At 43.1% G+C, this 20,246-nt stretch carries 13 protein-coding genes; 4 read left to right on the top strand and 9 right to left on the bottom strand.

What is annotated here, in order from left to right:
• Positions 1–23 precede the first annotated feature (23 nt).
• Together secDF and mdh are read right to left on the bottom strand one after the other, a co-directional pair.
• Positions 24–2,990, bottom strand: coding sequence for a protein translocase subunit SecDF (gene secDF / locus ACP14V_RS04325; protein ID WP_424987893.1), 2,967 nt, complete (start codon positions 2,988–2,990; stop codon positions 24–26).
• Positions 2,991–3,212: 222 nt separating this feature from the next.
• Complete coding sequence (gene mdh / locus ACP14V_RS04320; RefSeq protein ID WP_272609486.1) at positions 3,213–4,139, bottom strand: malate dehydrogenase; 927 nt, start codon at positions 4,137–4,139, stop codon at positions 3,213–3,215.
• A 249-nt stretch (positions 4,140–4,388) separates the two neighbouring features.
• Here mdh and ACP14V_RS04315 point away from each other — a divergent pair, with 249 nt between their 5' ends.
• Complete coding sequence (locus ACP14V_RS04315; RefSeq protein ID WP_136565715.1) at positions 4,389–4,760, top strand: hypothetical protein; 372 nt, start codon at positions 4,389–4,391, stop codon at positions 4,758–4,760.
• An 80-nt stretch (positions 4,761–4,840) separates the two neighbouring features.
• Here ACP14V_RS04315 and ACP14V_RS04310 read toward each other — a convergent pair whose 3' ends face one another.
• The 3 genes from ACP14V_RS04310 to asnB all read right to left on the bottom strand — a co-directional run bounded on the left by ACP14V_RS04310 (position 4,841) and on the right by asnB (position 9,781).
• Positions 4,841–5,854 carry a DUF6588 family protein gene (locus ACP14V_RS04310; protein WP_272609485.1) on the bottom strand — a complete coding sequence of 338 codons (1,014 nt, stop codon included), beginning with the start codon at positions 5,852–5,854 and terminating at the stop codon, positions 4,841–4,843.
• A 72-nt stretch (positions 5,855–5,926) separates the two neighbouring features.
• Positions 5,927–7,867, bottom strand: coding sequence for a DNA topoisomerase (ATP-hydrolyzing) subunit B (gene gyrB, locus ACP14V_RS04305; RefSeq protein WP_272609484.1), 1,941 nt, complete (start codon positions 7,865–7,867; stop codon positions 5,927–5,929).
• A 243-nt stretch (positions 7,868–8,110) separates the two neighbouring features.
• Positions 8,111–9,781, bottom strand: a complete 1,671-nt coding sequence (asnB, locus tag ACP14V_RS04300; RefSeq protein ID WP_272609483.1) for an asparagine synthase B — start codon at positions 9,779–9,781, stop codon at positions 8,111–8,113.
• A gap of 241 nt (positions 9,782–10,022) precedes the next feature.
• On the opposite strand from asnB, the gene ACP14V_RS04295 reads away from it, so the two are divergent.
• On the top strand, positions 10,023–10,553 hold the full coding sequence (locus ACP14V_RS04295; RefSeq protein ID WP_272609482.1) for a DUF2911 domain-containing protein: 531 nt from the start codon (positions 10,023–10,025) through the stop codon (positions 10,551–10,553).
• Between the two features lie 46 nt (positions 10,554–10,599).
• Here ACP14V_RS04295 and ACP14V_RS04290 read toward each other — a convergent pair whose 3' ends face one another.
• The 4 genes from ACP14V_RS04290 to ACP14V_RS04275 form a co-directional block, all read right to left on the bottom strand.
• The gene (locus ACP14V_RS04290) at positions 10,600–12,219 is read right to left on the bottom strand and encodes an amidohydrolase (RefSeq protein WP_272609481.1); all 1,620 of its coding nucleotides are present in this window, start codon (positions 12,217–12,219) and stop codon (positions 10,600–10,602) included.
• Between the two features lie 50 nt (positions 12,220–12,269).
• A complete protein-coding gene (locus ACP14V_RS04285) occupies positions 12,270–13,358 on the bottom strand; it encodes an OmpA family protein (RefSeq protein WP_136565709.1) in 1,089 nt (362 codons plus the stop codon).
• A gap of 104 nt (positions 13,359–13,462) precedes the next feature.
• Entirely contained in the window at positions 13,463–15,214 is a 1,752-nt protein-coding gene (locus ACP14V_RS04280) for a TonB-dependent receptor (protein WP_272609480.1), read from the bottom strand.
• Positions 15,215–15,226: 12 nt separating this feature from the next.
• A complete protein-coding gene (locus ACP14V_RS04275) occupies positions 15,227–18,250 on the bottom strand; it encodes a tetratricopeptide repeat protein (RefSeq protein WP_272609479.1) in 3,024 nt (1,007 codons plus the stop codon).
• Positions 18,251–18,575: 325 nt separating this feature from the next.
• On the opposite strand from ACP14V_RS04275, the gene ACP14V_RS04270 reads away from it, so the two are divergent.
• A complete protein-coding gene (locus ACP14V_RS04270; RefSeq protein ID WP_272609478.1) occupies positions 18,576–19,127 on the top strand; it encodes a LemA family protein in 552 nt (183 codons plus the stop codon).
• A gap of 6 nt (positions 19,128–19,133) precedes the next feature.
• On the top strand, positions 19,134–20,246 hold the full coding sequence (locus tag ACP14V_RS04265; RefSeq protein WP_272609477.1) for a DUF3137 domain-containing protein: 1,113 nt from the start codon (positions 19,134–19,136) through the stop codon (positions 20,244–20,246).

Genomic DNA, 20,246 nt, shown 5'->3' with positions numbered 1-20,246 from the left:
TCGTGTAATCTAAAACTATTTAACTAGGCTGCCGTTGCAGCGGCAACTTTCTTCTTCAAGGCGTCGAACATAATTGGAGTTGCTATGAACACGGATGAATAGGTACCCACAATTACACCCACAATCATGGCAAACATAAACCCTCTAAGGCTTTCTCCTCCAAAAATGAAGATGGCCAATAGTACGATCAAGGTCGTCAAAGACGTATTTAACGTACGGCTCAAGGTGCTGTTCAATGCCTCATTGATATTCTCTCCAGCTTTCCAGCCCTTCAGACCAACAATCTCCCGGATTCTATCAAATACTACCACAGTATCGTTCAAGGAATATCCAATTACGGTAAGAATGGCCGCAATGAATGCTTGGTCTATCTCCATATTGAAAGGCATAATGCTGCCGGTCAAGGAGAAAATTCCCAATACAATCATTACATCATGGAAAACCGCAACAACGGCACCCAATGAAAACTGCCATTTTCTAAATCGGAACAAGATATAAAGGAAAACTACGGCCAACGATCCCAAAATAGCCAAGAAGGCATTTTTCTTGATGTCATCGGCAATGGTAGGCCCAACCTTTACGGATTGCATGATTCCAATGGATTTTTCTGAAGCTCCAACGGTAAAATCTTGAAACGAAGTACCGTCCGGCAAATATTTCTGTAAAGTAGTATATAATTTATCCTGAATTTCATTATCAATTTCCACGCCTTCTTCATCAACCTTGTAAGGGGTGGTTACCTTTATCTGGTTGGCATCCCCAAAGGTTTTCACATTGGTTCCACTACCGAAAACCTCGTTCAACTCAGAGGCAATTTCTGATGGATTGACTGCTTTTTCGAAACGGATTTGGTATGACCGTCCTCCAATGAAATCCACTCCTTGCTGCAATCCTGTTGTGAACAGGGAGAAGGCACACACAACCAACAAAATACCTGAAACCACGTAGGCAATCTTTCTTTTCGATAAGAAGTCGATATGAAGGTTGTTGAAAAGACCTTTGGTCATGGCGGTAGAGAAATCCAAACGTCGACCCTTTTTGGCTGTATAGGCCTCAATCATCAATCGAGTTACAAAAATGGCTGTGAATAACGATGTTACAATACCTATCAATAAGGTTGTAGCAAATCCTTTAATGGGTCCTGAACCGAAAACAAAGAGAATGATTGCTGTCAATCCAGTAGTGATATTGGCATCCAAAATGGAAGACAGGGCATTTCCAAAACCATCGGCAATTGCCTGAGCCTTTCCTTTGCCTCTGGCCAATTCTTCTTTTATCCTTTCAAAAATAAGTACGTTCGCATCAACCGACATACCTATGGTCAATACGATACCCGCAATACCTGGCAGCGTAAGTACCGCTCCCAAGCTTGTCAACACTCCAAAAATCAAAAGAATATTGAATATTAGGGCGATATCTGCAAAGACACCTGCTCTACCGTAGTAGAATATCATCCACAACAAAACAAACGCCATGGCAATCATGAAAGAGGCAAAACCGCTATCAATGGCTTCTTGCCCCAAAGATGGTCCAACCACTTCAGATTGAATGATCTCTGCGGATGCAGGAAGTTTCCCTGCCCGTAAAACATTGGCAATATCCTTTGTTTCGTTTACGGTGAAGGTTCCTGTTATCTCAGAACGTCCCCCTGAAATTGGTCCAGTTGAAACCCCGGGAGCCGTATATACTTTATTATCCAGAACAATGGCAATACCTGTTTGGTTGCTATAGGCATCCCCTGTTAGTTTTTCCCATTCCTTGGCACCTCTGGTATTCATGGTCATGCTTACCGCAGGCTTGTTGTACTGATCAAATGTATCTTGCGCATCAGAAACCACATCCCCACTGATTCTAGGTGTACCATCCCTGTTAGACTTAAGGGCATACAACTCAACTACTTCAGAGTCTTGAGCCGGTCTTTCCCAAAGAAATTTCACAAACTGTACATCGTTCGGCACCAATCTCTTGATTTGGGGCATTCTCAGATACCCTCCAATTTCTGCGGTATCTGCGACCAATGCTCTTGCTATGGCATGGCTACCTGGATTGGCCGGAATAAGTTTACCCAAAAGTGGGTTGGTTTCCGGTGCCATATCCAAAGAGTCCTGTGCCACATCGGACAACAAAGAATCTATTTCAGATTCTGGTTTGGAAATTACCTCTTCTACTTGCTCTGGCCCCAAGATTTCTTTTAGCCTTTCATTGGCATTTACCAAAAAGGCTCCCAAGCTCTGGTTGCTCTGTGAGTACGTTTCCCAAAACTCCAATTGTGCGGTACTGGAAAGCAATTCTTGTGCACGGGCTATATCCCTTGCCCCTGGCAATTCCACCAAAATACGGCCAGAGTTTCCTTCCCTTTGGATGTTGGGCTGGGTAACACCAAAACCATCTATACGTTCACGAAGTACTTCAAATGCAGAAACAATGGATTCATCAATCTTTCTCCTGATGATGGGCTTCACCTCATCATCGGTCATTTGAAAATTGACATCCTCACTAAGACCCTTATTGGCAAAAATATCTGGAGAGGCCAATTTGGTATCTCCCTTGATATTATCAAAAGCATCAAAAAATAACTCCAAATAGGTGGCATCACTATTTTTGGAGGCATTGTCGGCATCTGCCAATGCTTTGTTGAAAACCGGGTTTTTGGTATTGTTGGCCAAACCTTTCAAGATGTCCTTTACGGAAATCTGCAGGGTTACGTTGATCCCTCCTTTAAGGTCCAACCCCTTGTTCAGCTCTTTTTTCTTGGCATCATCATAGCTGGTAAAGCCCAAAACAGTGTTGTCACTGATGGAATCCAAATACGATGCCTCTAAAGCTTCACGCTTGGCGACATAATCTTCCTCAGCTTCCGAAATTTGGCTAACGGCGTAAGCCTCAGCATCCTTTTCCAACTTACTTGTAATAAAAGTAAAGGATAGCTGATAGACACTCACCAAGCCAAAAAGGATCGCGAAAAGCCTTATAAGTCCTTTATTCTGCATGGATTATTAAATTTTTAGAAGTTTTCTTAAACAGCGTGCAAATATATCATTTCCGATAAGATTTGCCAATAGAAATTGATGGAATTGCAATTCTACTTTACCGTTACGCCATAAAAACAAAAAATGTCATTTTGAACCGGAGGCGAAATCCTAGAATCATTTCTGGGAAATTCACCACTTTTTTGGCACAAAATGACACTTTTTATGGTATCCTGATCTAAATTATAGCTGAAGCAGTCCGTTGGTCTTTTTAACACCTTCCGCACTTTCCTGCATCTTGGCTTTTTCGGCATCGCTGAGCTCTATCTCAACGATTTTCTCTATTCCGTTCTTACCCAATAGCACAGGAACTCCAATACAGATATCGTCCAATCCGTATTCTCCTTCCAAAAGTGTTGAGCATGGGTACATTTTCTTTTGATCGCAAGCTATGGCCTGTACCAATCCGGAAACAGCGGCTCCCGGGGCATACCATGCGCTGGTTCCCAACAACTTGGTCAACGTGGCACCACCAACCTTGGTTTCTTCCACGACCCATTGCATTTTGTCTTCAGAAAGGAACTCCGATACTTTTACACTGTTTCTGGTAGCATGGCCAATTAAAGGTACCATACCTACATCGCTGTGTCCACCGATTACCATACCATCCACATCTGAAATTGGCGCTTCCATAGCTTCGGCCAGTCTATACTTGAAACGGGCACTGTCCAAAGCTCCTCCCATACCAATAATCCTGTTCTTTGGAAGACCCGTAGCCTTGTGTACCAAATAGGTCATGGTATCCATTGGGTTACTTACCACAATGATGATGGTATTTGGGGAATGCTCCAAAAGGCTTGTGGCAACAGTCTTTACGATTCCTGCATTGATTCCTATAAGTTCTTCGCGGGTCATTCCAGGTTTACGTGGAATTCCAGAGGTGATTACCGCAATATCACTACCTGCTGTTTTGGAATAATCATTGGTGGTTCCAGTAATTTTTGTGTCAAAACCGTTCAACGACGCCGTTTGCATCAAATCCATGGCTTTTCCTTCGGCATACCCCTCTTTAATATCCAACAAAACAACTTCAGATGCAAAATCCTTCATTGCAATATACTCCGCACAGCTTGCTCCCACTGCGCCTGCTCCAACTACGGTAACTTTCATGTTTATAGGTTTAAATTTTAATCGCTCAAAAATAAGGCATTTAGGTCAGAAAAAAACTGACTTTCCACAGTTTTAATGTCTTAAACTCCAACTCGTAACACAAACGTAAAATTTCGCATACTTGTTAACAAAATATGCAGTTCATCGAAGATTTACCCTAAAATGAATTTTGCAGCTTCTCTTGATGCAATACTTTCCTACAGATCTACGTTCTAATAGTCCCAAAATCTGTTTTAACCTACTTGACCTATGAAGAAGCTCTTTTCATTGCTGTCCATAATAGGCATTGTTGCCATAAGTAACTGTAGCCGAATCCCAGAGAACAATGACCCTATTTTGGGCATCTGGGCCAAAACACAAACTTCAACAATTGAGGGAAAAGGTTCCAGCACCGCCCGTGAAGAATGGATTTTCAATGATGTTTACCTGGGAAGGTATCAAAGTTATTCCAACTCCAAACTGATTTTTTATACCGATTTTAAATGGTCCGAAGAAAATGGCACCTACACCATAATCTACGGCGACCCACAGGTTACCGACATCACGGTCAGTTTAGAACATACAAGTGACCCTGAGGTTTTAACCCTGGAAAACGGTTCGGTCTTTGCCACCAGGGATTAATTGGCAAGACTACCTATATGAGAATAAAAGGCCCCAACAAAGTTGGGGCCTTTTTAATGGTTGGTTGTATGTTATGTTGATTATCTAAATCCGAAGTTTACACCAAAGGTGAAGGTATTGAATTCCCCTATGTTATAATCGGCATTGAGTCTAAAAAAGCCTAGTTTTAGTTTAGTGCCGACATTGGCCACCACTCCGCTAACTTTATTGCTGATTTTGAACGGATCTTCATAAGTGGTCTGGAATGGTCCCGACTGCACTTGATAGGTTCCCAAAACATCCGTGTCGGATTTTCCGGTAATGTATCCCAATCCGCCATAGAAATTAATTACAGGCAAACGCGTAGATGCAACAGCGCTGAAATTCCAAGAGCTAAACTTGGCATCTATATGCTGGTTCTCACCATCAATAACATCGGTATCGGTAAAATCGTACTCTCCTGTTAAATTGGTATATCCGATTACTGCAGAAATAGCAACGGGAAGCACCTTATCAGCTGGCAGGTGCTTGGTAAAGTCATGTTGTATCCCTAAACCAAAGAGACCTATTTTTACATCATCCGTATTGATTTTGGGCAAGAACCGGGCTTTGACTTCGGTTCCTTTAATAAGTCCAACGCTGGCCTGAATGTATCCTGAAGGCACAAAGTTGAGATCTTCCGAAGCCAATCCTGATGGCAGTTCAAAGTCTACCCGCTCAGTTATACCGGGGGCAATTTCAGCTTCCACATAAACCCTTACCCCTTCAATGTCCCCCAAGGCGGTTGACACCAATTTAGAGGTACTACCATCATCAAACTGAAGGTTTTCATAGTCAGCCGTATTCAAAGTGAACGCTTTTTTGTCGTCTTTGTTCTTAAACCCTGTAAGGTTTCCAACTATGGAAATCTCAAACCCACCCAAGGGCTTTGCATCTGCCGAATTGTACCATCCGTTGGAGATACTGTAAACTCCAGCCTCGGTAACTGGATTTAACCAAGCCGTTGTGAAGCGTTCGGCATCGTTGAGCCCTGCGGCCAGAATGTCGTTAAGGTTGGATTGGGCCATTGCCAAGGAAAAATTGCACAATGTCACCAAAAGAATTATTCTTTTCATTTTGTAAAATTTTTCCTAAAACTAAAAAACTCGCCTCTGAAAGGCGAGTTTTTGTTGTGAAATGGTCGTTATCTATGCGTCTATGTTGGCATAGACGGCATTTTTCTCTATGAATTCCCTCCTTGGAGGTACCTCATCGCCCATCAACATGGAGAAGATTCGGTCAGATTCAGTGGCATTGTCTATGCTTACTTGACGTAAGGTTCTAAACTCAGGATTCATGGTAGTATCCCATAATTGCTCGGCATTCATCTCACCAAGACCTTTATAACGTTGGATACTAGCCCCTCCGTTCATGGACTCAATGATTTGATCCCTTTCCTTGTCATTCCACGCATAGCGTCTTTTGGCGCCTTTCTTTACCAAGTACAATGGCGGTGTAGCAATGTATACGTGTCCGCTCTCAATCAACTCTCGCATGTATCGGAAGAAGAAGGTAAGAATCAAGGTTTCAATATGGCTACCATCCACATCGGCATCACACATGATGACAACTTTATGATAGCGCAGTTTATCCAAATTCAATGCCTTGCTGTCTTCTTCGGTACCTATGGTTACCCCAAGAGCTGTATAAATATTCTTGATCTCCTCATTTTCAAAGACCTTGTGTTGCATGGCTTTCTCAACATTCAGGATTTTACCACGAAGCGGCAGAATAGCCTGAAAGTTTCTATCCCTACCTTGCTTGGCTGTACCTCCCGCGGAATCTCCCTCCACCAAGAACACTTCGCACTTGGTTGGGTCCTGTTCCGAGCAATCTGAAAGCTTTCCAGGCAATCCTCCAACACTCATTGGATTTTTGCGCTGTACCATTTCTCGGGCCTTGGCAGCCGCATGTCTTGCTTGGGCCGCCAACTTTACTTTTTCAACAATCTGTTTGGCATCTTCAGGATGCTCTTCCAGATAATCGGTCAACATTTCAGAAACGGCCTGACTAACGGCACTGGTCACCTCACGGTTCCCAAGTTTGGTCTTGGTCTGCCCTTCAAATTGGGGTTCTGCTACCTTTACGGATACAATGGCCGTAAGTCCTTCCCTAAAATCGTCCCCAGATATTTCAAACTTCAACTTGTCCAACATACCGGAATTATCGGCATATTTCTTTAGTGTGGTGGTAAGACCCCTTCTAAAACCAGACAAGTGGGTACCTCCTTCATGGGTATTGATGTTGTTCACGTAGGAATGTAGGTTCTCCGTATACCCTGTATTGTAGACCATGGCCACTTCAACAGGAATGCCATTTTTCTCTCCTTCCATGGAGATGACACTTTGAATCAATGGTTCACGGTTGCCATCCAAGAATTTGATGAATTCCTTCAATCCTTCTTCGGAATGGAAGGTTTCGGAAATAAACTCTCCTTTATCGTCCTTATTTCGTTTATCTGTCAATGTAATGGTGATGCCCTTGTTCAGATAGGCCAGCTCACGCATTCTATTGGATAGGGTCTCGTAGCTATACTCCGTGGTCTGGGTGAAGATAGTGTCATCTGGCACAAAAGTGACAATGGTACCAGTTTCATTGCTATCCCCAACACTTTTGACCGGATATAGCGTTTTTCCCCTTTCATATTCCTGCTCCCAAATCTTACCTTCACGGTAGACGGTTGCCTTTAAATGTTTTGAAAGTGCGTTCACACAGGATACCCCGACCCCGTGAAGACCCCCGGATACCTTGTACGAGTCCTTGTCGAACTTCCCTCCGGCACCGATCTTGGTCATGACCACTTCCAAGGCAGAAACACCTTCTTTTTTATGCAAGCCCACAGGGATACCCCTACCGTTGTCCTTGGTAGTGATGGAATTGTCCTCGTTGATGACTACATCAATCGTATCGCAATACCCGGCCATGGCCTCATCTATGGAGTTGTCCACTACTTCATATACCAAATGGTGCAACCCTCTGACCCCTACATCGCCAATATACATGGAAGGTCTCATACGTACGTGCTCCATGCCCTCAAGGGCTTGGATACTATCCGCCGAGTACTGTTTTTTATTTGCTTCTTCGCTCATATATTCTTGTGTTTGCCTTGAAATTTTCAAATCCTACAAATATAAGGAATACCCTTATAAATTAGGTCATTGAAGGCTATTGTACCCCCTAAGTTATCAACAAAGAAATGTGGAAAACAACGAGCTGCCGAAGAAGAGGTATCCGCAGCACATAACAACAAAAAGCCCCTTGTGCAAGGGGCTTTTCCGACTAATTGAAAATGAAACAAAACAACATCTTCCTTCTACATAATCTTAAAAATCTTATTTCACATAGGCATCGGTGTGAACGTTAGCCACGGCCCTGCCTGATGGGTCATTCATGTTTTTGAAGGCTTCATCCCACTCCAGTGCAATCTTGGTACTACAGGCCACTGATGGCTCTTGTGGCACGCTCAACGCTGCTGCATCGGAAGGAAAGTGACTTTCAAAAATGGAACGGTAATAGTATTCTTCCTTGGACGTTGGGGTTTGGATAGGGAACTTAAAGTGGGCGTTGGCCAATTGCTCATCGCTCACCTCTTCCTGTACCAAACTCTTCAAAGTGTCTATCCAGCTGTATCCCACACCATCCGAAAACTGCTCTTTTTGTCTCCATGCCACGCTTTCGGGCAAATAGGATTCAAAAGCCTTACGGACCACCCATTTTTCCATACGTTCCCCATTGATCATTTTATCTTTTGGGTTGATTCGCATAGCCACATCCATAAACTCCTTGTCCAAAAACGGAACCCTGCCCTCTATGCCCCATGCCGCCAAGGATTTGTTGGCACGAAGACAATCATACATATGCAGTTTATCCAATTTTCGTACGGTCTCCTCATGGAAATCTTTTGGACTTGGTGCCTTGTGGAAGTACAAGTAGCCTCCAAAAAGCTCATCGGCACCCTCTCCTGAAAGAACCATTTTTATTCCCATGGATTTGATTACCCTAGCCATAAGATACATCGGTGTGGAAGCCCTTATAGTAGTAATATCATAGGTTTCCAAGTTATAAATCACATCCTTAATGGCATCCAATCCTTCCTGAATGGTAAACTTTATCTCGTGGTGTATGGTCCCGATATGTTCTGCCACCTTTTGGGCTGCAGCCAAATCCGGTGAACCTTCCAATCCTACCGAAAAAGAATGTAGTTGCGGCCACCAAGCATCGGTAGTATCTCCGGACTCAATACGTTTTTGGGAATATCTTTTGGCAATGGCCGAAGTAACCGAGGAATCCAATCCACCGGACAATAAAACTCCGTAGGGCACATCGGACATTAACTGACGGTGCACAGCGTCTTCCAAAGCCTTTTTCACCTCTGCAATGCTGGTCTCGTTTTCCTTGACGGCCTCGTACTCCATCCAATCCCGCTTGTACCATCTTTTAAATTCTCCATCAGAACTGTGCAGATAATGACCTGGAGGAAAAAGTTCTATTTTGGAACAGGTTCCTTCCAAGGCCTTCAATTCCGAGGCCACATAAAAGGTCCCGTTCTTGTCCCATCCAATATACAGAGGGATAATCCCCATATGGTCTCTAGCGATGAAATATTCATCTTTCTCACTATCATAAATGGCAAAACCAAAGATGCCGTTCATTTCATCAATGAAATCCACTCCTTTTTTCTGATAGAGTGCCAAAATGACCTCACAGTCGGATTGGGTCTTGAACTCATACTCTCCTTCAAACTGCTTTCTGAGTTCCCTATGGTTATATATTTCACCGTTGGCGGCTAACACCAATTTACCATCGGCACTGAACAGAGGTTGTTTCCCCGAAGCCGGGTCTACAATGGCCAAACGTTCATGAGCCAAAATTGCTTTATCATCGGCATAAATTCCGCTCCAATCCGGCCCTCTGTGCCTTACTTTTTTAGACATCTCCAATAATTGGGGTCTAAGTACTTCCGTACTTTCCTTCACATCAAATGCGCATACAATTCCACACATAAATCGAATATTAGTAACAATTTCTATGCAAAGATGACCATTGAAGTTCTTAAATAAAACTAATAAATGTATTTCAATTTCAATTAATAATATTATATCGATAAAAAATAACCAAATGAAACTATATCTAGGAATATGATTAAAATATTGAGCACATTGTAAGGTTCCTAAATTTTAACGTCTCTTTATAAAAACACCATGTTTTTACACCCTAGTTTTGAAAACAACTAAAATCACAATCATGAAAAATGTATTCTTATTTACTTTTTTAACCTTGGCATTGGTATTCACTTCAGAAGCCACTGCACAAAAATTTAGCGGGCTGGATAAAAGTCCTGCCGATATTGCCACCTACCCCACTAGCTATAGGGAATCTGACAAGGCCGTAAAGGTCATTTACAGCCGTCCCCAACTAAAGGGACGTAGTATTTCTGAGCTTGCCCCTGCCGGCAAGGTATGGAGGACTGGAGCCAATGAGTGTGCTGAAATCATTTTTTACAAGGATGCCAATGTTGGTGGGAAAACGATTAAGGCTGGGACCTATTCTCTTTTTACCATACCAGGTGACAATGAATGGACGGTTATCCTAAACAGCAACTTGAACCAATGGGGTGCTTATTCATATGATAGTGCCGCGGACGTTGCAAGGGTTACCGCCAAAGCGGGTAGTGATGAGGAAGAATTGGACGCTTTTTCCATTGCTTTTGAAGATGAAGGTGACATGGTCATGGGATGGGGAACCACTCGTGTTTTCTTGCCCATCAGTTTCTAAAAAATTATTGCTATGAAAAAGAAAAAGGAGGCATAAGCCTCCTTTTTTATTTTACTTGAACTCCTCCAACAAAAACCTGTTCCGCTTCCATATTTGGAACGTTTTCTATGGGAACACTCATGATGTCTTCACTTAAAATCACGAAATCGGCAAACTTACCAGGTTCTATACTGCCTTTTTCTTGCTCCTCAAAGTTGGAATGGGCCGCCCAAATCGTCATTCCTTTTAAGGTTTCTTCCCTTGACAGGGCATTTTCCATTTGATAGCCTCCTTCAGGATAGTTATTTACGTCTTTACGAGCCACCGCAGCGTAAAATGTTAGGAACGGACTCACTTGCTCCACGGGAAAATCGGTTCCCAATGCCACAGTCCCTGCCTTGTCCAATAGTTCTTTGAAAGCATAGGCCCCTTTTACGCGATCTGACCCCAAACGGTCTTCGGCCCAATACATATCGCTGGTAGCATGGGTGGGTTGAATAGAAGGAATGATCCCATTTGAAAAATAATCAAAATCTGCTGGTGAAATGACCTGTGCATGTTCTACCTTCCAACGGCGATTCGGTTTTCCTTCCAAGGCTTTTTCATAGGCTCGCAACACAACTACATTGGCCGAATCCCCAATGGCATGGGTATTCATTTGATAATCCGATGCCGCAATACGCTCTGCCAGAGCCCCAATTTGATCTACTGGTGTAACCATAGCGCCGTAATGGCCGGGCTGATCGGAATAGGGCTCCCTTAACGCCGCGCCCCTTGAGCCCAAAGCACCATCTCCGTATACTTTTACGGAGCGTACATTTAAATTGTCAGTTTTAATGATTCCCTTGTTCAGGAAATAATCCAAGTTGTCTGGAGAACTGCTCACCATGGCGTATACCCGAATGGACAAATCTCCAACTTGTTGCAGACTATCAATGAGTTCAATAGTTCCTCGACTCAATCCAGCATCATCCACCGTGGTAAGCCCATACCCAAAGCATAATCTTTCGGCGTCCTTTAACGCTTGGATTTGGGTTTTTCTATCAGGTTGAGGCGTAATGGCATCGACCATTCCCATAGGGCCATCCACCAAAATACCTGTCAGTTTTCCATCCTTTTTAATGATATCGCCTCCTACGGCCTTGGTTTCCAAAGTGATCCCGGCCAAATCCAATGTTTTTTGGTTGACCAAAATCGCATGTCCATCGATTCTGCGCAGTACAACTGGCGTATCCGGAAACATTTCATCCAATTTGTCCTTGGTAGGAAACTCCTTCACCTCCCAATCATTTTGGTCCCACCCCCTTCCAAAAATAAAATCGGAAGGACGTTCTTTCTGAAAGGCCATAACCTTATCCAAAATCTCTTCAAAACTGGTGGTACCCACCAAATCCACTACCTGTTGGTTCAGTCCTAATGCATAAAAATGGCAATGGGCATCTATAAAACCGGGAACAATGGTCTTGCCTTTGGCATCCAGCTCTACCTTGGCGGTATATTTTTGATAGATTTCCTCTGTTTCGGTAACGGCAACAAACTTTCCATCTTTGATGGCCATATAACTGGCTTTGGAAAAATCGCCATCAACGGTATAAATATTGGCGTTATGGACAATCAGGTCTACTTCCTCTTTTGGGTTACAGGCCAAAAAGAAACCTATTGAGAATAGGAGGGTATACTTTTTCATGGAACGGACGGTTTCCTCCAAAAATAGAAAATGTAGGGAATATTCAAGGGTTACTCATCCACAAACTCGGTCATCACAAATTCTACCCTGCGATTTTTTCTCCGGGCCTTGTCGGTTAAGGAAGTGTCCAATGGGATCTTATCCCCATACCCCTTGTAGGAGATACGGTTCTTATTGAGACCCAATCCCATAAGGTATTTGGCCACACTGCTGGCCCTTTCCTTGGAAAGAACATCGTTATAAGAATCGGAGCCTAAATCGTCTGTATGTCCGCTGATTGACACTTTCAGGTTAGGGTGCTTTTTCAGGTATTCAAATACATCTTGAAGACTCTGTTTCGCCTTGGGCTGTAAATCAAAACGGTCAAAATTAAAATTGACATGGTCCAATACATAGACTTCATTGGGTTGGTATTCGGGACCAAGATACGTTAGCGAAATATCGTCCAAGTAGTAATAAGCATAGCCTTCTGCATTGGGGTCGTCGTTTTTGAAATCCAGATAATGTGTAGCGGCATTGCTCATAAAATTTCCCAAGATGAGATGGGTTTCAAATCCTTTGGCCACGATATCCATACTGAGTTCTATCCAGCTTTGCTTGTCATCATAAAAACTGTCTGAAGAAAACTGTTTAATGTGTGTGGTCTGAATAATCTGAGATGTCAGCGCCTTATGGGAAAGCTGTCTTTTAGTGTGAATCGACAAAGGTTTTTCTGAAAATACAGCACCCATATCCTTAACAGCGCCATCGGATTTTTCGGAAAGACTCATTACCAATTGCAATCGGTATCTGTGTCCTTTTTGTAAAGTTTCGAACAGGGGTACTTGAATGTACTCCCTGTAATCTTTTGGGGCATAAAGGTACATTCCTGCATAGGCCGTGCCTTCAAAAGCTTCTTGTTTTCCTTTGAAGTTCATGGGAATGCCCAATTTGGTCCGGCTACATTCGTTGAAATAATCCGTGGTGCCCAAGGTAGGGGCGCTCCAATGCTCTGCATCCCTGTTTAAGTTACTCATTTTGATGGGGCAGGTCGAGTAATCCTCAAACCCCCCATTACGTACCAAATTCTGTGCTCTTGCCGAAGAAAAAATCAGCATAAAGCTTACAAACAACAGTATGTGAATGAATCGCAGTGACATGGTTTTCCAATTAAATTGGAGCAACCAATCATTTTTATACTTTTAGGACTGGCGCAAGGTTTTAAACGCCATTTTTAACAAATTATTGCGTATTTACTTACAAATTAGAAGTCAAACTTATAGGATACTCCTGCCAAAGCCTGAAAGCCTTGTACCCTAAAATTGGCCCAACGTTGGTAATCACTGTTGGCAATATTGGATGCTTTTACGAAAACCGAAAGTTGTTCATTAATGTGATACCCAGCATGGGCATTGGCATCAAAAAAGCTATCCAAGGTTACAACGGTAGAGGGAAACTCAAATGGCTCGGCTCCCACCGTAGCCTGTGACACCAAATCATCACGCTCGCCCACATAGAACAAATTGGCCCCAAAATACCATTGATCATTAATTTGGTAATCCATGAACAATGATCCCTTAATGGTGGGCAAGTTCCAAGCGGGGTTATCCGTTTCGGTATCATAATCGTAAAATTCCGCATTGACGCCCAAGCTAAAGTTTCGGTTGACATCCACGTTCAATTCTCCGAAAACACCCAAGGTTTTTACATCATCATAAAAAACCTGGAAGGAATTGCCGTAGTAGTAGCTTTTCTCATCATCCCGAAACAGATTCTCAGGGTTTAAGAAAAAGAGTGGTCTCATATTTTCAGCGGTGTAAGACCCTTTTATATTGTACCCGATATTAGAGGTCAACTGTCCTTTGAGCCCCAGATAACCTTCATATTGCCTATCGGTGGGCATCACATTCAATGTGGGTGACACATAGGGGTTATCCATTACAAAATCGTGATAGGAATTCTGTTTTAACTCTCCTTCAATACCACCATAAGCAATCACAGTTTCATCCAATAGTCTATAGGAAGCAGTAACCGCAGGGTAGATATAGAAATTACTGTCGCTGTTCTCCGTATCCAATCCATATACAAAACTGGCCCCGAGGTTCACGGTAAGGTCATCCCTTAAAATCAAAAGGCTGGGTGTGACCCCTGCTTGAAATTGACTGTAGTTGATTTCGCCGTCATTGGCCGTATTGTTCAGGGAGGCATTCTTAAAATTCCCGTTCACAAAGTCTACTTTGGCCCCAATCGTCACCAATTCTTCGGTAATGGGCAATTCCAAAGTAGGATTGACGACCACACGATTTTCACCAGACTCTGTGGCATCCCAAAAACGCCTCAACAAAACATTCCCAGTTTTAAAGAATGAGTCCTCCATATTGAGGTGGGCTTTGGCCTCAGCATTAAAATAATTTTGTTGCTCATCCATGGCGGCCACCGTTGCTTCGTCAAACGCACCGTTTTCAATACCGTACCAGTTGTACAATTGATGTTGCAGCCCAATGCTGGCACCCCAATCCATATACCGGTCCTTTTTAGCGTAAGAGGCATTCAATTTGGTATTGTAAAAATCGGTTTCCAAAGGGGTTGAATCCAAATCCCCACGAGATGAGTGATGTGAGAGCCCAAAATCCAACAAATCCTCTCCCCGATTAAATTCCCTGCTGGTATATACATCCACCAAGGCATTATTGTAATTGCCCAACCCCACCGAGGCATAGGAATTGTACAAAGTCGGCGCAGGGGTTCTTTCCACTCCAGAGGCTTTTCCTTTGGCCGGGGTAAAGGTTGAGGCCACAGGGACTGAAAAAATACTGTAATCGATTTTTTTCTTTTGCAGTACTATGGAATCATTGAGGTTGGGTGCCGACTTTATTTTGAAGGCATCCGAAACGGTGGGGGAATACGGTTTTACCACCGTTACCGTTTCCGTACCAATGTCATCGGTTTCTTGGGCGACAACGATTCCACAAAGGCTCAAAAATATCAGTGAAAATATATAGATTCTCTTTTGCATGCTGGTCTGGATTTAGTTTCCGTTGGGATCTACTGAAGAATTGCTTTCGGCCTGTTTGGCCTTGATCACGGTGAGCTCCCCTTTGGCTTCGGCCACGATGTCATCAAACTCGGCAAAGTTGGAGATTACACTTTCCAAAATATAGGTAGCTTGAAAGGCATCACCCAAGTTGTAGAAGTTTTTGGCCATGATCACCAACCCTTTTCCGCCCCACTCCTTGTATCCGGAATAATCCTTTGCCAATTTCTGAACGGCTACATTTGACCCTTCAAAATCCTGCTCTTGGTTTTTGAAGTAGGCATCGTAATACCAAGCTTCGGCCGCCAACTCACCCGTAGCAATTTTCTTCACATCCTGATAAGCGGTCTTGGCCAGGGCCTCATTGTTTGTTGCAATAGCTGAACGTGCTATCATGATTTGGGCATCGCTCTTGATGCGGTCATCAATTTTGGGTGCTTTCAGTACTTTCTCAGCGTAGGCGATGGTCTGACGGTAATCCTCTTGTCCATAATACCCTTTCATTAAATTGGATTGTGCAAAGGTTCGGTTTTCCACAATGTCCGCACTACTTTCCAACTGTTTTAAATAGGGGATGGCGCTTTTGTAATCCTGTTTTTCTACATAGATTTCACATACACGGGTAAGGGCCTGCTCCGTATATTCGCCATTTCCACTACTGGCCACCGCCTGATATTTGGGCAGGGCCTTATCCTTTTCTCCTTTGGAGAAGTACAATTGGGCCAATGAAAAATTGGCGTTTTGGGCATGGAGACCATTGGGAAATTCCTTTAGATAATCTTCATACCCTCTAATTGCGGCATCCGTCTTTCCTTCCACATATTTTCGGTCGGCCGATTCAAAACTGGCATTGTCCAGTTCGGCATCGGTAACTTCCACGAAATCCAGATTTCGGGCCCAAGCGGCATACTCACTTACCCTTCCTTCATCCACATAAACCAATTTGGCCGTGGCCACCGCCTGTTTGGCCTCTGGGGTGTTGGGATACTTCTGGACCACTTCCTTGAGCTTGTCCAATGCCTGTTGGTTCCTACTGGCATTGTAGTGTACCAATCCCTGCCTCAACATTCCCCGAGGAGCAAACTTGCTCTGTGAATATTCTGCCACCAATCGGTCATAGGTTCTCAACCCTTCGCTTTCCTGGCCATTTTTAACGTATGAATTCCCCAATTCAAAAAGGGCATCATCGCGCAAAGTAGATGTTGGATATCGGGTCAAAAATTCGTTCAAGCCTTCAATTTTGGCCGAATTGTCTCCTAAAAATCCACTACTGAGTGTTTTTTGAAAAGCGGCATAATCCCGTTCCGGGCCATTCATTTTAGAGGATTCATCATAGGCCTTCATGGCCAATTGGTATTTGCTGGTCACAAAATAGCTGTCCCCCAATCGCAAATAGCCGTCGTTCTTCCGTTGGTCATCAAGGGTAGTGGAATTGACTACATTTTTGAAATAGGCTATAGCATTGTTGTAATCCTTCAACTTAAAATAACAATATCCTAGATTGTAATCGAGTTCTTGAGATTCTGGCATGGATTTGGCCGCTGGCAACCCTTGCAGTTTAACAAAATCCACTAAGGCTTCCTCAAAACGGTCCAATCTATAGGCCGATTCCGCTTTCCAGTAAAGGGCCCTAGCTTCAAATCCCTTGTTTTCTGCACTCTTCAACGACTTGGAAAATCGTTCCGAAGCGGCTTGGTAATCCCCATCAATAAAAAGTTCCACTCCACGATAAAAGGCCACCTTTTGGTAGGTCTCCTTACTCGCATAGTTTTTATTCTCCTCCAACAGTTGCATCGCTCCTTCAAAATTTTTGGATGTGATGTACGAATCCACCAAAAGCTCTTGAATTTCCAATTGGTACTTATCCTTCGGATATTTTTCAAGATAAGAGGTCAATACTTGTGGAACGGGTTCGTAGGCATTTCCAACTTCATAACTGAGTCGTGCGTAGTTGAGAAAAGCATCTTTTTGGATTTCCGGACTGAAGTCCATCTGGGAAGCATTCCGAAAGGCATTGAGGGCCTCCGATTTTTTGTCCAGCTTCAGGTAGCATTCCGCTAAGTGATAATAAGCGTTCTGCGACACGTTGTTGTTGCCCCCTATAATTTTATTGAACTGTTGAATGGCATTTTCATAGTCACCTTGCTTGTAATGACTGTAACCCAACAGATAGTAATCCGTGTTGCTCCATTTTCCCCGCTTGCCTTTATATTCTTCCAAATAGGGAATGGCTTCGGCATACTGTTTTAGGTTAAAATAGCTTTCCCCTATGATCTTGTTGAGTTCCGAAACTTCTTGCCGGTTGGACTTGGGCAATTGTTTTTTAGCCATGGCAATGGCTTCCTCGAATTTCCCCAATTTAAAATTGAGGTCCGCTTGGTAATACGATAACTTTTCGCTTAGTACCTCCTGATCGGTAATCTGGTCGAAGCGTGCACTGGCCTGATCATAATCATCTTGTTCATAGGCGATGTAGCCTAGATAGTATTTGGCTTGTGATCCATATTTTTGGGAGGTGCTCACCTTGTTCAAATAGCGTTCGGCCTCTTCAGGTCTTTTGGAAGCATAGAGGGCATATCCGTTATTGAAATTGAACCGCTCCTTATCTGAATAGGCCATTGCAGATTCATCCACTTTCTTGTACCATTTTAATGCGTAGGGATATTTCCCGGTCTCAAAATAGTAATCGGCCACATCCAAAAATGCGGAATTCCGTTTGGTGGAGGTGGGATAGCGCTCCACAAAATCCTCCATCATTTTATCGGCTCCGCGCTGGTTCAACCGGATGGCGGCATTGGCAGCGTAGTACGCGCTGTTGGCCTCGGTCTCTTGGTCCTTGGTGCTGGCCTTTACCGTTTCAAAAATGGTCTGTGCCGCTTGGTACTGTTGGTTGTTGTAGAGTGCCAAAGCATCTTGGTATGCTTTGTTTTCGTGGGTATATACTTTGGTTTCCTGTGCCGAAAGCACAAAAAAAGTTCCCAATACCATGGGAATAAGGAGGAGGTTTTTTCGATTCATAGTGTTCTACGCTGTTCTCGACTAACTTTTACCATAACGTCAAAATTTGAGCCAAAGTATATTTAGATCGTAATATGTCGAATTTGCATTGGTATTCCTTGGCTATTTTTCAAGAATTGCTACTTTTGATTTTAAGGCTCGATCACCTCTAGAGCTTTTCTAACCTCAAAAATAACAATGTCATCAACATCTTGTCCAAATTCAAGGACAATCCATGACATTTTTATTTCACACTTCAATCTCACCGTTTTGATCATGGGCAACAACCTCTATCGCCCTGACCGGACACATTTTTATTATTAATTTTTAATTCAATCACTAAGCCATGATCTATGCCATCATTCTTTTCATTGCATTTCTTTCTCTAATCATTTTCCTGTTCAACAATTTAATTGCCAAAAAGAACAAGGTCCATGAAGCTTTTAGCAGTATAGATGTCATGTTGAAAAAACGGACAGACTTGATTCCCCAACTGGTAAAAACAGTAAAGGGCTATATGGTCCATGAGCGTGAAACCCTATCCGAAATCACCAAACTGCGAGAAAAAATCATGAATCAAAATCTTACCAACGAAGAACGAATTAACCTGGAAAGCCAATTGAATCAAATGCTAGGGAAGCTACACATTGCTGTTGAAGCATACCCTGACCTAAAATCGAGTGAAAACTTCTTGCTACTCCAATCCAGCCTGAACGAAGTGGAAGAACAGCTCTCTGCCGCAAGAAGGGCTTATAATGCAGCTGTAAACTCCTTTAACAATGCCTTGGAAATGTTTCCTTCCAATCTTGTGGGCAAAATCATGGGGTATTCCCCAAAAACCTTTTTCATCATCGACCCCATGGAAGCGGAACCCCCAACAATATCCTTTGAACAATAGTTTGGGATGATGGATCTTACAACCCTAAAAAGAGAACTCCTCCCCTTGCTGAAAAAAGCAGAAAAAGTGAGAAAGCGCTATCGATTCTTCAAAATCGGAAGTGCTTTGTTCATTGTCATCATTCTTCTGGGATTTACCTCCTTGCCCATCTTCATGTATGCCAACAGTACCAGTTATCTCAAATGGATGAGCAAGCTTTCCGAGGCCAATTCATGGTTTTCCTTCCAAACCTTCATGGTGCTGTACTGGATTCCATTTTTTGTGTTCTTGACAGCATCACAAAACCTGAAAAACAAGTATAAAGGGGCAGAAAGGGAAATTCTAAAAACCCTTCTCAAGAAAACAGCTCCTGAGTTTGCATTCAATGAAAACCTACAGATCACCTCCAAGGAAATAGAGGCCAGTAAACTCATCCCAAGCTATCTCCAGGTCAATTCACCAAAACATAACACACGACCTAAAGTCCACAATCTCAACTTTGGCCTCTTATCAGGAAAAATAGGAGACGCTTCCATAAAGATGGGTGATGTAAAAATCCTCAATCAAAGTCTTTACGGTTCCTATCTTATGTACATTCCCTTTTTCACCCATTTTTTGTTGTTCTCCACCTATCTAAGACCATGGCTTTCAAAAAAGCATAGCATTGAACAGACCGGAAGCAGTTTCCTAGGCATGTTTGCCATCATGGACTTCAACAAAAAATTCAATGGCACCACCATTGTCCTTCCCGATCAGCTTGAAAAAAGAGTGGGGTACCTCGCCAAGACCATCCAACAATTGAACCTGAACCGAGACCCATTGGTAAGCCTTGAAAATCCTGAGTTTGAAAAAGAGTTTGTGGTCTACAGTACCGATCAGGTGGAGGCACGCTATATTTTGACCCTTTCCCTAATGGAGCGAATAACCAGCCTAAAAAGAAAGGTGAACAGACCGATCATGCTTTCATTTAAAGAAAATAAGCTGTACATGGGAGTACATCATCCCTACGGCTTTTTTAGCTTGAACGAAAGCAAGAACTTAACCACCTCAAATGCCATTGAGGTTTTCTATGAAGATATTACCGCAGCCATGGACATTGTCGAGGATTTAAACCTGAACACCAAAATCTGGAAACAATAA

The sequence above is a fragment of the Flagellimonas alvinocaridis genome, from assembly GCF_965248585.1.
Taxonomy (GTDB): Bacteria; Bacteroidota; Bacteroidia; order Flavobacteriales; family Flavobacteriaceae; genus Flagellimonas; species Flagellimonas alvinocaridis.
Note: the sequence above shows the minus strand (reverse complement) of the source record. Positions and strands in the feature narration are given on the sequence as shown.

Excerpts from the sequence above, each read along its gene's own strand:
- secDF (WP_424987893.1), bottom strand. The coding sequence starts at position 2,990 with ATGCAGAATAAAGGACTTATAAGGCTTTTCGCGATCCTTTTTGGCTTG.
- mdh (WP_272609486.1), bottom strand. The coding sequence starts at position 4,139 with ATGAAAGTTACCGTAGTTGGAGCAGGCGCAGTGGGAGCAAGCTGTGCG.
- ACP14V_RS04315 (WP_136565715.1), top strand. The coding sequence starts at position 4,389 with ATGAAGAAGCTCTTTTCATTGCTGTCCATAATAGGCATTGTTGCCATA.
- ACP14V_RS04310 (WP_272609485.1), bottom strand. The coding sequence starts at position 5,854 with ATGAAAAGAATAATTCTTTTGGTGACATTGTGCAATTTTTCCTTGGCA.
- gyrB (WP_272609484.1), bottom strand. The coding sequence starts at position 7,867 with ATGAGCGAAGAAGCAAATAAAAAACAGTACTCGGCGGATAGTATCCAA.
- asnB (WP_272609483.1), bottom strand. The coding sequence starts at position 9,781 with ATGTGTGGAATTGTATGCGCATTTGATGTGAAGGAAAGTACGGAAGTA.
- ACP14V_RS04295 (WP_272609482.1), top strand. The coding sequence starts at position 10,023 with ATGAAAAATGTATTCTTATTTACTTTTTTAACCTTGGCATTGGTATTC.
- ACP14V_RS04290 (WP_272609481.1), bottom strand. The coding sequence starts at position 12,219 with ATGAAAAAGTATACCCTCCTATTCTCAATAGGTTTCTTTTTGGCCTGT.
- ACP14V_RS04285 (WP_136565709.1), bottom strand. The coding sequence starts at position 13,358 with ATGTCACTGCGATTCATTCACATACTGTTGTTTGTAAGCTTTATGCTG.
- ACP14V_RS04280 (WP_272609480.1), bottom strand. The coding sequence starts at position 15,214 with ATGCAAAAGAGAATCTATATATTTTCACTGATATTTTTGAGCCTTTGT.
- ACP14V_RS04275 (WP_272609479.1), bottom strand. The coding sequence starts at position 18,250 with ATGAATCGAAAAAACCTCCTCCTTATTCCCATGGTATTGGGAACTTTT.
- ACP14V_RS04270 (WP_272609478.1), top strand. The coding sequence starts at position 18,576 with ATGATCTATGCCATCATTCTTTTCATTGCATTTCTTTCTCTAATCATT.
- ACP14V_RS04265 (WP_272609477.1), top strand. The coding sequence starts at position 19,134 with ATGATGGATCTTACAACCCTAAAAAGAGAACTCCTCCCCTTGCTGAAA.